The sequence below is a fragment of the Streptomyces sp. NPDC008121 genome (genome assembly GCF_042957155.1).
Taxonomy (GTDB): Bacteria; Actinomycetota; Actinomycetes; order Streptomycetales; family Streptomycetaceae; genus Streptomyces.
In genome coordinates this window covers 1-15,286 of the sequence record NZ_JBIBHT010000032.1, presented here as the reverse complement: position 1 = coordinate 15,286, position 15,286 = coordinate 1, and the positions used below count along the sequence as shown (strand labels likewise).

Sequence of the window (15,286 nt, the reverse complement as noted above, 5' to 3'; positions counted from 1 at the left end):
CCGCTACGAGCGCAAGCCCGAGCACTTCCTCGCCTTCACAGCCATCGCCACCAGCCTCATCAACTACCGGCGGCTCACCAAGTGAAACGAGGTCTAAGCACGTGACCCGGGCCGGGAGAGCGAGGCGAACGCGGCCAGGTAGAAGGCCCGCTTGCGCTGTTTGTTGCCTCGCCGGGAGGGCTGTTCGCCGCGGATGGAGGAGCCGGAACTGCGGGTCACCGGCGCGAGACCGGCGCAGGCGGCGAGGTGACCGGCGGTGGCGAAACCGCTGCCGTCACCGACGTCGACGAGGATGCGGGCCGCGGTCCTGATCCCGATGCCGGACACTGAGATCAGGACCTGGGAAAGACGGTGGCCGCTAGGAGTTCCTCGATCCGGGCCGCGAGGAGTTTTCGCTGGTCAAGAACGGACCGGAGTGAACTGGCCAGGCTGGGGACGATCAGCGCAGCTGCTTCAGTGCCCGGGACGAAGAGGTCTGTTCGTCGAGTGCGGCGAAGATGTCCTCGACCAGCCGCTCGGCCATTCGCGGTGCTCTGGGACGTATCAGGGTCACGAGGCGACGGCGTCCGGCTTTGCAGATCTGGGCCGGGGAGCCGAACTGGTCCAGCAGTTTGAGCACGGCCGGGTGCTGGATCCGTGGGCCCAGGACCCGTTCCAGGGACGGATGGATCTGGGTCAGCAGGCCGCGGAGCCGGTTGGCGATCCGGGTGGACTCGCCCGCGATTCGTCGTCGAACCCGGCGGTCATCGCGAGCTCGGCAACGGTCTCGTCCGCGAGATCGATGGTCCTCAGGGTGTGAGGCATCGTTCTGGCGGCGTCCGCGATGATGAACGCGTCGCGGGCGTCCGTTTGCGCCTCGCCAGGGTAAAGGTCGGCGATCCGCCGCATCGTGAGTCCGTGCAGGCAGGCGACCCGGCAGCCCGCGTCCCGGGCGACCGCAAGCGGCAGGGCCCCGATGGAAGCCGGCTGGTCGACGACCGCCAGTACCGTTCCGTGCTTGGCCTGGAGCTTGCCGAACAGCTCCCGCAGCTTTGGTTCGCTGTTGCGCAGCGGCTTGTCGAAGGCTTTCTTCCCCGCCTGGTCCACGGCGGCGGCATGGTGATCGCCCTTGCCGACGTCCAGGCCAAGATAGACATCTATGCCCGTCTCGTCCGACATGCCTTCGCTCCCGCGCTCGCATTCTTCCCGGCCTCACCTGCGGCATCAGCGTGCCGGCATCCACGTTACGAAGAGACTGCCCAGGGGCGCTCGTGCCTCTAATCAGCGGTCTGCCAATGCCTCCGGCACCGGCGACACCTCGATCATCATCGGCTGGGGGCTCAAGTCATACCGGGGCCGAAGGCCGGGAGCCTCATTGCGAGGCCACGAAGACGGTAACGGGGACTTGCGGTGTGGGGTCCCAGCGCCCGAGCCAGGATCACCGTCTGCTGCTGGTCGCCCGTGCTTCGTCGCCGAGCGGCGAAATGGCTCCCGCGTTGCCCCGGCAGGTACTGAATGACCCACCGCACCCTCAGGGGACACATAGACAGCGCCCACGCGGCTGTCAGCCCGGACGGGACCCGCCTCGCCGTCGGAAGCAGCCAGCAGCACGCGCCTGCGGCGGCTACCACTCCGTGACGCACACACGGTGACCGAAGCGATCTGCGGCAGGCTGGGCCGCGACTCGCCCGGGAGGAGGGAGCTGAGGTGCCTCGAAGTTTCCGGACAGCGGCCCAAAAGGATCACCCGCCCTGGGCAGGAGGGAATGAGCAGTGGCCCACCAGGTAAGTACTCACCGGAGTTCCGCGAGAAAACTGTCCGGATGGCGTCGGCATCGAGCAGGACGGTCACCTAGGTCGGCCAGGAGCCCGGCATCAATTCTGAGACGCTCCGAGGCGGGGTGAAAAGCGTCGCACCGAAACGGCGTCTGCCTCTGGGCGGGACCTGACAGGCCGGGGAACGGGCCCCCGCTGCGAGACCCGGTAGCGCCGTAATCGTGATCCAGAAATGGAAAAGGTCACCTGACCACCGTCGCGGTCAGCGCTCTGGCCTGGGACTGTGCTGTACTAGCGGACCTGGTGGGGGTGCCGCCCGCTGGCTGCCGCAGCTTGTGCTACTCGAACTCTAACGGAAGTCCATTGAACCAGGATGCGTCGACGTCGCCGACATGCAGTACACGGAATTCTTGGGAGCCGAAGGCTTTTTCAAGGCTGGATTTGCTGATGCGGAAGAATTTGTCCAGGTCGAGGGCGTAACTCGGGTAGATCCCCTCGCCGCTATGGTTTCTAGAGGTGACGACGGGAAAGTAGTGGCTGGGAACGTCCGGGCCTGCGAGAGCGTAAATGGGCTGCGGTATGCGAGTGCTGCGTACGCTGACTATGTGCATTTTATAGGTGTCAACGAGGTCTTTCTTGCCGCGGAAGAATTTCAAGAGACCCTCTGCATTCATCGGGGCTGACCATTCTCCGGCGGCTTCGGCGAGCTGCCGCATTCGGGGATGCGAGATCCATCGCATAGAGCCGGTGGCAGTGACGTCGATTCTGTCGCCCATGGGAGCGCGGAGGTTGCTGACGCAGACGAAGGTCGCTATTGCGCAGACATTTCCCGTTGCGGTGTCGTGAACCTGCTGGTGCATGCGTTCGATGCGGGTGATGTCGCCTTTTGCGTCGGCATCGGGCAGAGGGAGAATCCCGCTGAACCTCTTTACAGACTTAACTGCACCCTTCATGCCCATCTTTCCGGCGATTCTTCCGGCGGTGAGGATGCTAGAGACAGCTCCGGCAGGGACGTCGGCCAGGCCGAGTGCGAGGGCAGCGGTCTGCAGGGCAGTACTGATGTCACGGAGCCCGGACAGAGACTGGGTAGCAGCGCTGGCGACTTCAAGGGCGGCTGATGCCCCGCCGAGCACGATTCCCATGAGGGTAACCGGGGCGGCGATACCGAAGCTGACGGCTGTAGCGACGGCGGATATGGCGGTCAGGAACACGGACAGGCCGGTGACCAGCCAGTTCTGCCAGTCGGGGACTTCGGTGGTTCCTTCTGGGTCGATATTGGTGATGGGGTTGGCGCCGAAGGCCTGGTAGCGGTTGTGCTGGGGTGCCCGGTCAGGCGTGGTGAAGCGTCCAGTACCCGGGTCGTAGAGGCGGGCTTTGAGATACTGGATGTTGTTGGTGTGTGTGTATTCGCCGGCGAAGGTGAAGGGCTGGCGGGCCGCACCTGTGGGGCCCGCGGGACTAGCGGTGACTGACGAGGCAAGGGGTGTGCCGTCGTGGCTGGCGGGCTGCCCGTAGTCGGTGTAGTTCCAGACTTGGGACACCTCACCGCTCCTGCCGGTGAGTGCGGTGATGTTGCCGTGACGGTCGGCCATGAGGTATCCGGCGCCGGTAGCGGCAGCGGCATCCGCCCCGGGGCCGGTGAGGGTGCGGGCGTGACGGGTGCCGGCCAGCAGGTACGAGGCCGTCACAGCCGTCTCAATGTCTGCGGTTTCGCCGGCGCCGGCATCCTCTGTGCCTGTGCTGGTGGTGGTGTGGGTGTCGTTGCGGATGGTGCCCTCAGGGCTGTAGTAGAAGCGGGTGGTGTGTTCCTGGCTAGCCGTGCCGCTGTCATTGCTGCCGCTGGCGTGGCCTGCGGGGATGGTCTCGGCCTGGGTGGCGCGGGTGCCGTCGGCCCAGTACGTGTAGCGGGTGGTGCGGCCGTCGGGGGCGGTCATGGTGGCGGGCTGGCCGTGGAGGTTGTAGGTCCATACGGTGCCGTCGTGACTGGTGGTGAGGTTGCCGTCGGTGTTGAAGGCCTGTTTCCGGACAGCGCTGTTGCCGCCGCCGTTGGTGGTGAGGATAGTGAGGCGGCCGCTGGGGTCGATTCCGTGCTCGGTGACCTCTGCCTTGCCCGCCTGGTCCCCGGCGTGGGGGGTGGCTTCGGTTTTTACGATGTCGCCGGAGACGTTCAGGGTGTAGCGGGTCAAGGTGAGCTGGGTACCGGCTTCGTCCAGGACTTGCGAGGCCAGCAGCCGGTTGTAGGCGTCGTAGGTGTAGCGGGTGGTGGTCCCAGCGGGGCCAGGGGCGCCGCCGTGACTGGCTTCGGGGCGGGTGTCGGTGCGCTGGGTGAGGTTGCCGTGGCTGTCGTAGGTGTAGGACGCCTCGGTAAGTACCTTCCCCTCGCGGGTGGTCTTCTCGTGCCTGATCTGGCTGGCGCCGGTGAACTCGGTTTCGGTGACCACGCCGTTGCCGCGGTCGGTCTTCGTGATGCGTCCGAGGCCGTCGTACGTGTAGGCGACTCTGGCCTCGACGGAGCTGCTGGTGTCGTCGCGTTCGTGCTGGACGGCTTCCTTGATGGTGCCGTCACTGTTGTAGGTGTAGAAGGTGGTCAGCCCGGCGGTGTCGGTGGTCTTCTCCAGCAGGCCGTTGTCGCCGTATTCCTGCCGGACAGTCTTGCCGTCGGGGTAGGCGACTTCGGTGGTGTTGCCGTCGGCGTCGTAGGTGTAGGAGATGCAGCTGCCGGGCTTGTCACCGGGGTTGAACACTTCGGTGACGGCCCCGGTTTGCGGGTCGTAGCTGTAGCCGGTCTTCTCTTCTCTGCTGCCGTCCGCGGAGGTGACAGTTACTTCGAGGACCTGGCCGGTTGCCTCGTGGTACCGGTAGGCGGTGCGGATGCCGCTGGGGGAGACGGACTCGGCTACCTGACCGGCGGGGGTGTAGGCGAAGGCGGTCTTCGTCCCGTCGGGGCGGCGTTCCTCGGCGACCCTTCCGGCGGCGTCACGGACAAGGGCCATGCCGGAGCGTCCCCCCGCACCCTCGCTGTCCTGGCCGGGGGTGAGGGTCTTCATCACCGGTGCGCCGGTGAGGTCCTGCGGGCTGGTGGCGGTGACCGGCTCACCGGGGAAAGTGCCGGTGTCCTGCGGGGTGAGAGTGGTGACGGCTGGGGCGCCGGCCGGGCCGTAGGCGGGGGTGGCGGCCACGTCCTGGGACACGGCTTCGCCGGTGCGGCCGAGACTGTCGTAGGTGCGGCTGGTGCCGGTCTGCCGGGTGCCGTCGGCGAACGTGGAGCCTGTGGCGATGGGGCGTTCGGCGTTGTCGCGGGTTTCGGCGGCGGTGACCACGGCTTTGGCGGGGTCGGTTTCGCCTGCGGGCAAGGTGAGGGTGGTGACGGTGGAGGTCTCGGCGGTGGCGGCATCCGCGTAGAGGGTGTACCTGGTCATCCCGTTCGGCGCTACCGTCTTCACCGGCCGCCCGAGGTCGTCGCTGGTGGTGACGGTGGTGCGCCCGGCGCCGTCGGTGACCTTCGCGGTGCGGCCCTGGTCCTCAAACTGCACGCTCTGCAGGGTCCGGGCGGCCGGATCGTCTGTCAGCTCACCGTCGCGGATGTTGTCGGTCTGCTTCACCACCCGGCCCAGCATGTCCCGGTGCTCCACGGTCACATGCTTCTCACCGTCCTTGCCCGGGGTGCTGACCGTGGTGCTGACGGGCGTGTATGCGGTGGTGGTGACAAGGCCTCTGCCGTCCGGCCCGCCGGGCATCTTCTGTGTGACCGGCCGCCCGGCAAGGTCATAACTGCTCTCGGCAGTGCGGCCTTCGGTGTCAGTGGCGCGGATGACCTGCCCGGTGACCAGGTCGGTAACCTGGCTGCTGGCACCCGCCGCGGTCTTCACCGTGTCAGTGCGGGTATGCGCGCCGGTATCGACCGCGGACTCATAGGTTTCGGTGACCTCATCCGGCCCCCGGACACCCTCCGGCTTCGCGCCCTCGGCCCAGGTAACCGTCTTCCCGGTGATCTCACCGTGCCCATCGACCCGGAACGCGGTGACGGTCCGGGCGGAAGGCCTCTCCCCGCCCGCGTTCTTCACCGACTGCTTCGTGGCGGCGATGCTCCTGCGGTCTGCAGTGAGAGTGTTCTCAGTGACGGCCTCGGCGCCGTCGCTGCCGGTCACCGTCTGCTTCACCGCCAGCCCGTAACCAGCGGGCAGGGCGCTGCCCTCCCCGCCCTGGCCGCCGTCCCGGCCTTCGCTGCCCTCGCCGCTGTCTCCGTCCTGGCTGCTGTCCCCGCTCCCGTCGGCGTCTCTGGCGTCGAGGGCGGTGGGGTCATATGCGGTAACCGTTGTCGCGCCGGTCACGTCCGTGCGCTCCACTTCACGCCCGTGCTCATCGAAGCGGGCCGTTTCCGTGGTCGTGCGGGTCCTGCCCGTGCCGGGGTCATAAACGGTGACGGTCGCGCGGACGGGTTTGCCGTAGTTCGCAGGCAGAGCGGAGGCCGGCGGAGGGGTCCGGCCGTTGTCGCGCTCGCCCTCGTACTCAAGCTGCTGGGTGCGTACCGGCTTCTGCTCGCCGTTCACGTTGAGGGTGGCGGTGCGTTCCTTCAGCAGGTGCAGGCTGTTGTAGACGGACCGGACAGTCGAACGGCCGTCGGACAGCTCGGTCACATACCGGTAGTCCGCATCCGCACTGTCGAACAGCGCATCCGCGGAAGGGTACTGGCCACGGCCGGTGAAGTCATGCCCCGCATACTCACCCTCCGCGCCCAGGCTGAAGGTCCGCTCCGGGGTGAGGCCCTTCCCCTGCGGGTCGGTGACCCTCAGGGAGGAGGCGACGGGGAAGCCGTGGGGCTGACTGTAGCTGATGCGGGTGACCGCACCCGTGGGGGCTTCAACCCGGGTCAGCAGCCGACCGGGCATCCCTTCAGGGGTGTAGTCCCAGCCCAGCTTCGTCACCTGGTCTCCGGGATAGACCACGGAGGTGAGGCGGCCGCCGTCCAGGTGCAGCACCACCTCAGGCTGCCGGCCGTCACTGCGCACCGGTGAGGTGACCGTCACCCGGCCCTCCGTGCCGTAGCCGAATGTGACCGCCTGGCCGTATGCGTCCACGACCCGCACCAGGCGGTGCTGCTCTCCGCGGATCTCCCAGGCGTAGGCGGTCTCATTGCCGAACACATCCTGCTCGGCCACCAGATCACCCTCGGCGGAGAAGAAACCCTTCCGCCCGTCGCTGTAGGCCAGGACCCACCGGTAGGCCCGCGGCACACCGTCCAGCCCGTCGCGCTCGGGGATGATGCCCGGGCTGTCGCGCAGGGCGAGGTCCCTGAGCAGATACCGCTTGAGGCCGGTACGGGTGGTGTCACCCGGGGCGAGCGGGAAACTCCCCCCGCCGGACGCGGTGTGCAGCGTCCCCCCGCCGTCCGGGTCGATGAACGCCTTACCCAGGCCCATACCCTGCCCCAGACCGTGCCGGTCCACTCCCGCACGCGCCGCACCCTGGTCATACGCCAGCGCCAGCTCCACCGCAGCGCTCCCGCGGCCCGGCAATGACACCAGCGGCAGAACGCTCTGGAACGCGCCGGTCTGCTCATGGATGTCACCGGTCGCACCACCGCCCATCGCTACCGCACCTGACACCCCGCCAGCAGCACCCGCTACAAACACTCCGCGCACCGCACTGGCCGTGACCACCGGCACCGTAGTGACAGCCATTACCACCGCGGTGGCCAGCCATACCCGGCGCAGCCACCCCGCACACGGCACACTTCCGGCACGTCTGGCCGCGCCAGCAGAATCAACGGGCAGACGGTGCGGCATGACAGCTCCAGCCAGGAAGATATACAGGTACCGGCCCAGCCAACCGGCAGCTTCCACCGGACAGAATCGGGCCACCGGCGTCTGCACCGGATGACACGCGACAGGCCGGCCGGCCGGCAACCCATGGGCCGCCCGGTAGCTGGTGCCGCATCAGGTCGGCAGGACGCTGGCGGGCTTCTCCGAGGACATCGGCCTGCGTTTGATCTCGCTGCCAAGGGCTCCACGGGGTCGTCTACGGCCCTGGAATACCCGCGCCCCCCAAGGTGCGCCGCTGGCCCCTATACCTCCGACGAACAGGGCGGTCGACGCCTCCGGCCGCTGGGTTGTCAGCGGCCTCCCTGCTGCGCGTGGACAGCTCGTAGGCGACGTCGGCACTGGCCGAGACCATCTCCTGGATGGCCGGCCCGGCCCTGGCGTAACGCTGGGAGTCGGCCGCGGACGAGTGCGAGGGCCCCGCGCAGGGCAAGGTCGCCGTCTTCGTCGTGGCGGATTCACGACGACGGCGCCGGAAGCCGGCTGACGGAGACAACGACGGCCTTGACGGAGGTGGGCGGGGCCTCGGCACCGTCCTGCCGGTGGGCTGCGCGCCCTGGCCGGGGACGGTGACCGCGAGGCGTCACCGGGAACGAGGGAGCCGGCGGGGGTCTGGCCACGCTTGACCTGCACGCCGACCTGTTGTTTATCGTCGCCCAGGCCGCTGCCGTGCTGGAGCTGGGCGGCAACGAGCAGACTGCCCTTGCACAGGTCGACCGCGGAGCGCTTACCACCACCAGGGAGCGGTCGGTAGCCGGCATCGGGGTCAGGGCCGCGTCCGCGGAGACTTCCGCGACGACGATGTCCGCATCCGTCAGCGGCTGCCCGGCCGGCACGTCGTTCACGATAGCCAGGGCCTTCGTGCGGTAGCCGACGGCGGAGACGGCGACGGCCGCGCCGAGGGCGGCCGCGACGGCCAGCACGGTACTCAGGGGGAGCAGACCGCGTATCCCGTTGCTGGTGCGGGTGGCCTCGGCCGGGTGTCGAAGCCGGTCAGCACCGTGAGCTGGGCGGTGATCTCGTCGGTCAGCTCCAGCGAACGCAAAGTGTGAGGCATCGTCCGGGCCGCGTCCGCGATCACCGCCACGTTCTTCGCATCGGTCGTCGCCTCGCCTGGATAGAGGCCGGCGATCCGTCGCATCGCGAGTCCGGGCAGGCAGGGACCTCGCACCAATTCGCATGCGGCTCGACCCCACCACGAAGGCGTACGCCGCCCGCAGAATCACCGAGGGGAAGACCTCCCGCGACGCGCAGCGATGCCTCAAGCGCACCATCTGCCGCCAGATCTTCAAGATCCTCGAACGGACTCACCGAACCCAGGTCGGAAGCGTCGAGGAACTTGCACAAGCTGCTTGACACGACATAGCAGCCTCGGAGGGGGAGCATCGCGGCGGCCACAGGAGGCCACAGTGAGCTCTCGTTACGCAAATGCCCGTTCTGCCGTCACCAGCAGCAGAGGACAGTTGCGCTGATACCCATGGATGCCGGTCGGTACGTGGACGGGATCGCACCCGCCCGCGTATGCTGGTGACAATCTGTTGTTCAGGCGGAAGAAGGCCCCCACCACTAGGTGGGGGCCTTCTTCCATTGCTATCGGCTAGGCCACGCTACGGAGCTTGGGGGTTCCTTGCGCGGGGGGCACGGTCTGGTATTCAGGCAACTTCAGGGGCAGGAGCTTGCCCGAGCGCATGTCTTCCAGAGCCTGTGCGAAGGCGTCGTCCATGGCCTCGGCGCTCTCGTATCGGGCTGCGAGCGGATGCAGGCTGTAGCTGTTGGTGCGCCGGCTGCGCTCACTGGGCGCCCGCAGCACCACGTTCAGCTCGAACAGAGGGTTCAGAAGCTTGCTTACGGCTGCCGGGCTGACCTTGTACTCGGCCGACATTGCCTGCTGCGAGGGTAGGTTGCCCGTACCGGTCTCACTGCGGAAGACGAGGTAGGACAGGAACTTCACCGCGGCCGCCCCGATGGGAAGCGCCCAGATCCGTTCGGTCACGAGCGGGGACATTACAGGCTTGGGCATCGGGTGGAGTCTCCTTGGTCGTGTCGTCGAGGTATGCGGGCGCTGGTCATACTGCCGCTCCCCTGGCTGGCGGATCCTCGAAGTCCAGCATCTGCTGGCCTGGCAGGCACGTCGGCCCGACCTTATGGGGGAAGGCCTCAGGCTCTTCCCCGTGGTCGGAAGCGATTTCCTCCAGGACGTTCTTCTGCTCACCACTGTTACCGGCGAACCAGAGGGTGACGTTCAAGCGGATGCGGCCGTACCCGGCGCTCTCCAGCCAGCCCCACTCGATGAGCGTCTTGACGGCCTTGTTGACGGTCGGACGTGTGATCTTCTTCGCGCCAGGTACCTCGTCGAGCAGCTCGTTGAGGCCGTCGGTGATCTGCTGCTGCGTGTACGAGGCGATACCAGTGCCCTTCTTCTGTCCGCCGGCGACGAACAGGAAGACGGCGGCTCGGGATCGGGAAAGGACTCCGGCCACGAGCAGCTTGGCCATCCACTGGGCAAACCAGTTGGAGGTGATGCTGTAGCCGATCTCGCCGGCCATGGTGTGGATGCTGCGGGGGTCGGTGTCGCTGTAATCGATGTGGATCTGGACCTTGGGCCCTCCACGGGCCGCCCTGCGCCCGGCCGGTGAAGGGGCGACGCTCCGCGTCTGCCCGATGTGGCCAGCCAGCAGGCTGACGATGTCGTCGAGGACGGCGTCGCCATTTTTGAGCGCCTCGGCGGGTGGGGTCGGGTTGGGCCGACGCTTTGCTCGCGTCGGCGGTTCAGGCGTCACTGAGCCCTCCTCTGCTGTTCAGGCAGAAGGAGCCTAACCCAAAAGTTTCCGTACGCTTAAGTTTTGACGGCGCGTCGCCTGGGCGGAAGTTGCCGACGCATCCCTGCAGGGGCGCCGGAACTTTCCGACGGAGAAAGTTCCGGCGCCCCTGCCCTTCCGGAATTTTCCGTCAGGTTACGTTTTGCAGGGGCTTCACCGAGGGGCTTCACGGGTGGGGCACGCGATCCGCATCAGCACTTTCCCTGAGCGAAAGCTCCGGCGCGCGCCGGAGCCAGAAGTTGCCTTGCGGTTAAGTTTTACAGGTCCGGCGAACACACCTGCCTAATCTGAGTCGTCCTTCCGCGTCCGTCTCCCGGACCGTGCGGAGGTCTGTGCACCTCTCTGGTCTGCATGTTCGCCGTAGCCCTCACCTTGATCCCCGACTTTCCGTCACGTTGAGTTTTTGGGGGAAGTGTCATCGCTGCGTTAACAGATTTGACCCCCAAGTGTGTCCGCCAGAGCTGCTGTGCCACGAGAAGATGCAGGTCAGAGAGATGTCGAAGACGCGCTCTCTTATTAAGAGACGGCAACACGCGACAGCCGGTCAGTCAACAGGGCGCCGCGGCATGCCTCGTTAAGGTGCGGCACCTCCCTGACTCCTCAACCGGCGAGCCTGGGTCAACAGTGCTGCTTGCTGCCGTGGCCGCCCCGTTCGCACCTGCACCACCGAGTGCGCGCCCAGGTCATCCGTTCGTCAAGCGACTGGGATCAGTGGTCACGTGCACCACCTCTGACCTCAGCCCCCCCCGCCAGGAAGCGACACGCTCATCGGCCCTAGGGTTGGTTCTCGTTCGCACCGGCCCGCATGCCCACCGCTCCGCGTGGGCCCGGCACGCCCCCTGGGGCGGGGCGGGAACATGCCGAGCGCGGGGGTTCGGGGGCTGCCCCCGAAGACCTCGGCCCCCAACAACCGGGCGGGGAACAGACTGCACAAGCCACGGAGCGCTCGCAGCACGGTCTGTACGCCTGACACCGTGAGCGCCCTGCTGCATCTGTCTGGGTCTCCTACAGGATCAGGCAACGCGGGCAAGAGGCCCTGAAAGCCAGGCGGTCGACAGGTAAGGGGCCATGCGTACGAAGCAGGTCGAGGGCGGCTACGCCGACGCGCAGCGGGGTTGTGGCAACTGCGGGGTCACTGGCCGCGAGGCTGCGCAGATCAGCGATCCGGCGGGCCAGACGTGCCTCGGAGGCCCCGGTCAGCACGAGCAAGAGCCGGGGAAACGCCGGGTAGCAGAAGCGCCGGGCCGGGATCGCGGCCAGGCGCCGGGAAGCGGGAGTGCCCTTGGCCGCCGGAGCGTGGGGTGCGTACTCGTGGTAGGCAGCGTAGGCCTGGAGCTTCTGGGCCAGGCGGGCGATCGTCATCCGCGTACGGTCGACCTCGACGAAGAAGGTCAGCAGCGTGCGCTGCCGGGCTTCGGTGTGGACGTAGTTGAGGACGGCGTCGGGGACCAGGGACAGCTCTCTCCCCTGGGCGGGCTTCGTCGCTGTAGTAGTGGGCGATCTCGGGCGACCAGTCCAGTGGGCCGCATTCGTGGCCGAGGCGGCGGGCGTGTTCGACGAATGCGGCGCCGGTGTCCACGACGGCGAGGGTGTGTTCTTTGACGGGGTCGAGGGCGACTTCCGGGCTCATCCGGTATGGGCGTGGCTGGAGCAGGCCGACGGCCTCGACAGCCTGGGCGCCCGTCTCGGTCAGCCACCACAGGAGCTCGGTCTAGCCGGTGGTGCGGCGGCCGACGACGTCGGCGGACCCGGCTTCGCGCAAGATGTGGAGCTGGCGGGGCAGGCACCCGCTGCGGGTGCGGTGGGGTTTGACGAACCGGTGGAGCTGCCTCGTTGAGACCAGGCGGTGCTGGTAGATGACCTGGGCGGCCTGCTGTACGACCTGGCCCAGCCCGGTGGGGGCGGACCGCGGGTAGGGCATGGGGGCTTCCCTTCTAGTCGATGATGCTAGTCGGGTCGCCCGCGAACAGGCCGCCGGGACGCAGGCCCGGGTGATGGGCGAGGACGGTCGCGTCGAGGGCCCCCAAGTCGTCGAGGATGTCGCGCAGCGGGCGGCGGTTGAGGCTGGTGTCGATCGCCTGGTCGAGGTCGGCCACGCCGCCGGGGTTGTTGAAGTGCGCGAAGACCTCATCGACGGGCAGGCCGCGGACCCTGAAGGGCGTAGTCCGGGCGCCGTTGCGGTTCAGAGACATCACGTAGTGGTATTTCGTGAGCTCGGTGATCGCCTCCGGCGACAAGTGGCCGTTCCACCGTTTGGCGACGCAGGCCGCCTCGTCGCAGTCGGCGGCGCAGGTGCTCAACCAGCTCTGGTTTTGCAGGAGGGACCTGGCGGGTGATGGCGGAGAGACGGAGCGCCAACTGGGTCATGCTGATGAAGCGGACTTCGTAATTGCGCAGCTGTTCGGCAATGGCGGCGAGGAAGCCCTTGCTGCTGCTGTCGAGGGCGGTGAGCTCGTCGCCCCAAACCCAGAAGGAGTTCCGTTCATCGCCCGGGGTGTCCTGGCGGGACAGGCCAGCGCGGTGCAGGTCGCGGATGAGCAGGCAGCTGACCAGGGCGTCGCTCTCGCTGCCGGACGTGCAGACGAAGACGGCTTTACTTGTGTCCATGGCGTGCCGGACGTCGTACGCGGAGCGGGGGCTGCCGAAGAACTCCTGGAGGGACTGGGAGGTGTCGAGGCGGTCGATAACGTAGGTGACCATTGGCACCGCGTCCGGGCCGAGCTTGGGAGACGTGGTCTCCCAGTACGCGCGGACGCGGGCCGGGAGGCTGGGCAGCAGCCGCTCGCGCCAGTCCTCGTCGGTGAGCCAAGTGCACAGCAGGAACAGCGTGCACTGCTTCGTTAGGCCTTCCAGGCAAGCTGGGGATTCAATCGGGTGGTGGGGCGCCGGAGGCGGCGTTGCTGGGGTGCTTCCGGTGCCTGTCGCGCTGCCTGCACCCCCGTGGCCTGCACCGCGCTGCTGTGGACCGCCTGGGGGAATTCTTCGCGAGCCGACCGCTGCTGCCCGGGCAGAGGCGGCGGGGGACCCGGCTCGCGACGCTGCCCGGGCTGTTTCTCTGCTCTGGCGCCAGGAACTGGTCGCCGAGGACCTGTCGGTCCAACTGTGGGCCTGCGCACGGCCGTGGGCCTGAAGAAAGAGCGCCTATCGAACGAGCAGGGGCGGAGGGTCCCGCCCACCGCGGGGCTCGTGGAGCTTCACGAGACTGCGCTGGACAGCCACTTTGGTGGCGTGGCCACATACTGGAGCTGCTGTACGGACTGCCGCCGGTGGCATCCGGCCATCGAGCTTCTGGTCGGCACCAGGGACACCCAATCGCGGGCCGCTTCACTGTGGTCTCCACGCGGCCGTTCCCTGCAGCGAGGAGCGGAAGGGCTTGCCGGGAGTTCGGGCTTGATGCCGCAGTACGGAAAGTGCCAAGGGTGGCCGGACGAGGTCGTCATGTCCCCGGCTGAGACGGCCCGCAGGTCATGCCTGCGACTGGACGTAGTGCTGGACGAACTCTTCCTCGGTCAGCGACAGGCTGCTGTCGAGGTCGGCAGCGATGAAGCCGTCGAGCGCGTTCTGCATGGAGGCAGGCCATTCGTGACTGGCACCCTGGTGGTGGCGGGAGGTGTATTCCATCACCTCGCGAACCGTGAGGCTGCCGTCCCCGTTCGTGTCCATCTCGCGAAAGAGCCTCTTTGCTTCAAGTTCTGCATGAGCTCGCTGGCTGTCGTCCATGGCTGCCCTTCCTGGTCAACACGGTGCTGATCGACAGTGAGCCTTCCACCGGGCATCCCGGAGCACGCGTCCCCGGCGGTCTGACAGCCAGATGTCGGCACCGAAAGCTCCACGCGACTACCCGTGACCGTCGTCGAGGCCGGCGCCGACGGTGCCGCGATCGGCCACACAGTCGGGCACTCGACCCGAGGGACACCTCCCATAGAAGCCGGTTGCCGACGGCCTACCGCAAAGCTCGTCGTCGCTCTGCGAGCAGACGGAAGCCGTGCAGTAGTCATACTCGGGTGTTTAGTCCGCCCGCGGCCGGGGCTACCGGCGTAGAGCGCCCGCACAGGTCCGGGCTCTCAGCTCGGCCAGTGTCCGGGAGGCAGAATTCGGGCAGGACGCCGATCTGGTTGGTGGAGGCAGCGCGGATATTGTGCGCGGCCTGAGGCCCAGTGCACAGCCGTTCAGACGACGCGTACGACCAGGAGGATCGGCCCTAGGTCGGCCTGCTTCGTGACCTCCACGGCGCAGCTCGGCTTCGGCGCGTGTACGGCGTATCCGTAGCCGATCGCCATCACGACGTGTTCGGAGCGGGAGGCGGAGCCAACACTGAAGAGCGGGTCACCCGGCTGGATCGCGGTCGTCGGGCCCACCTGGCCGTCGTTGATCTGCGTGTAGGTGGTGCGGGTGAGTGAAGGCGTTTGTCAGCGCGTTGGTGAGCGGCCGGGACAGCGCCCGGGAGCTGGCCGAGTCCTCGTCGTCGGGGGCCTTTTCCTGGGGGCTGGGGTTGGCGTCGAGGATGATGTCGGCGGAGACCTGAAGGAAGCGCCGGGTAAAGGGGTTCGCCCGCAGCGCGAGGTGAGGTCAGGGCCGCCCTCGCCGACGAGGATCTCCCCCAGTGCCGCGACGTTGCGGCCGCGGCGCGGCGACACCCGCATCCACCTGCCTGCGAACGAACCCGCCGAAACTCTCGCTCCGGCGAGCAACGCCGCCCCCGCGCCGGTTATCACCCGGCCGAAGCCGGCCGGGCCAGCTTCGGCGGCGCGCCCACCACTGACCCCGTGGCGTCGGCCGAGCCGGTGGCGTCGGGGGGTGCCTCTATGTCCTTCGTCAAGCCGGAGCTGGTCATGCGATGGCTGCTTCGGGGATGCGTGGTTCGTAGAAGGTTCCGTCGCGGAGCATGGCGAAC

Annotated in this window: 9 protein-coding genes and 3 pseudogenes; 3 read left to right on the top strand and 9 right to left on the bottom strand. The window is 67.6% G+C overall.

The window, feature by feature from the left end:
* Positions 1–99 precede the first annotated feature (99 nt).
* From ACFZBD_RS34635 to ACFZBD_RS34625, 3 genes and pseudogenes are all read right to left on the bottom strand, one after another.
* Positions 100–1,158: pseudogene (locus ACFZBD_RS34635) on the bottom strand (IS110 family transposase); the annotation flags it as partial.
* Positions 1,159–2,092: 934 nt separating this feature from the next.
* The gene (locus tag ACFZBD_RS34630) at positions 2,093–7,342 is read right to left on the bottom strand and encodes an RHS repeat-associated core domain-containing protein (RefSeq protein WP_391147621.1); all 5,250 of its coding nucleotides are present in this window, start codon (positions 7,340–7,342) and stop codon (positions 2,093–2,095) included.
* 1,166 nt (positions 7,343–8,508) lie between these two features.
* Positions 8,509–8,729 (bottom strand): annotated as a pseudogene (locus ACFZBD_RS34625) (transposase); the annotation flags it as partial.
* Positions 8,730–8,752: 23 nt separating this feature from the next.
* Between ACFZBD_RS34625 and ACFZBD_RS34620 the strand changes: the two are divergent.
* Complete coding sequence (locus tag ACFZBD_RS34620; protein WP_391147618.1) at positions 8,753–8,929, top strand: hypothetical protein; 177 nt, start codon at positions 8,753–8,755, stop codon at positions 8,927–8,929.
* Between the two features lie 241 nt (positions 8,930–9,170).
* On the opposite strand, the gene ACFZBD_RS34615 is transcribed toward ACFZBD_RS34620, so the two are convergent.
* The 3 genes and pseudogenes from ACFZBD_RS34615 to ACFZBD_RS34605 form a co-directional block, all read right to left on the bottom strand.
* Entirely contained in the window at positions 9,171–9,566 is a 396-nt protein-coding gene (locus ACFZBD_RS34615) for a hypothetical protein (RefSeq protein WP_391147615.1), read from the bottom strand.
* Between the two features lie 73 nt (positions 9,567–9,639).
* Positions 9,640–10,353 (bottom strand): hypothetical protein, encoded by a 714-nt coding sequence (locus tag ACFZBD_RS34610; RefSeq protein ID WP_391147614.1) that lies wholly within the window; start codon positions 10,351–10,353, stop codon positions 9,640–9,642.
* A 1,044-nt stretch (positions 10,354–11,397) separates the two neighbouring features.
* Positions 11,398–11,859: pseudogene (locus ACFZBD_RS34605) on the bottom strand (replication-relaxation family protein); the annotation flags it as partial.
* Positions 11,860–11,923: 64 nt separating this feature from the next.
* On the opposite strand from ACFZBD_RS34605, the gene ACFZBD_RS34600 reads away from it, so the two are divergent.
* Positions 11,924–12,229 carry a hypothetical protein gene (locus tag ACFZBD_RS34600; RefSeq protein ID WP_391147612.1) on the top strand — a complete coding sequence of 102 codons (306 nt, stop codon included), beginning with the start codon at positions 11,924–11,926 and terminating at the stop codon, positions 12,227–12,229.
* A gap of 97 nt (positions 12,230–12,326) precedes the next feature.
* On the opposite strand, the gene ACFZBD_RS34595 is transcribed toward ACFZBD_RS34600, so the two are convergent.
* Positions 12,327–12,584: a hypothetical protein gene (locus tag ACFZBD_RS34595; RefSeq protein WP_391147608.1), complete on the bottom strand. Its 258-nt coding sequence runs from the start codon at positions 12,582–12,584 to the stop codon at positions 12,327–12,329.
* A 16-nt stretch (positions 12,585–12,600) separates the two neighbouring features.
* Here ACFZBD_RS34595 and ACFZBD_RS34590 point away from each other — a divergent pair, with 16 nt between their 5' ends.
* On the top strand, positions 12,601–13,236 hold the full coding sequence (locus tag ACFZBD_RS34590) for a hypothetical protein (RefSeq protein ID WP_391147605.1): 636 nt from the start codon (positions 12,601–12,603) through the stop codon (positions 13,234–13,236).
* 621 nt (positions 13,237–13,857) lie between these two features.
* On the opposite strand, the gene ACFZBD_RS34585 is transcribed toward ACFZBD_RS34590, so the two are convergent.
* Together ACFZBD_RS34585 and ACFZBD_RS34580 are read right to left on the bottom strand one after the other, a co-directional pair.
* Positions 13,858–14,112, bottom strand: coding sequence for an EF-hand domain-containing protein (locus ACFZBD_RS34585; RefSeq protein WP_391147602.1), 255 nt, complete (start codon positions 14,110–14,112; stop codon positions 13,858–13,860).
* A gap of 449 nt (positions 14,113–14,561) precedes the next feature.
* A complete protein-coding gene (locus ACFZBD_RS34580) occupies positions 14,562–14,750 on the bottom strand; it encodes a hypothetical protein (protein WP_391147600.1) in 189 nt (62 codons plus the stop codon).
* Between the last annotated feature and the right edge of the window lie 536 nt (positions 14,751–15,286).

Excerpts from the sequence above, each read along its gene's own strand:
- ACFZBD_RS34595 (WP_391147608.1), bottom strand. The coding sequence starts at position 12,584 with ATGTCTCTGAACCGCAACGGCGCCCGGACTACGCCCTTCAGGGTCCGC.
- ACFZBD_RS34585 (WP_391147602.1), bottom strand. The coding sequence starts at position 14,112 with ATGGACGACAGCCAGCGAGCTCATGCAGAACTTGAAGCAAAGAGGCTC.
- ACFZBD_RS34620 (WP_391147618.1), top strand. The coding sequence starts at position 8,753 with ATGCGGCTCGACCCCACCACGAAGGCGTACGCCGCCCGCAGAATCACC.
- ACFZBD_RS34630 (WP_391147621.1), bottom strand. The coding sequence starts at position 7,342 with ATGGGCGGTGGTGCGACCGGTGACATCCATGAGCAGACCGGCGCGTTC.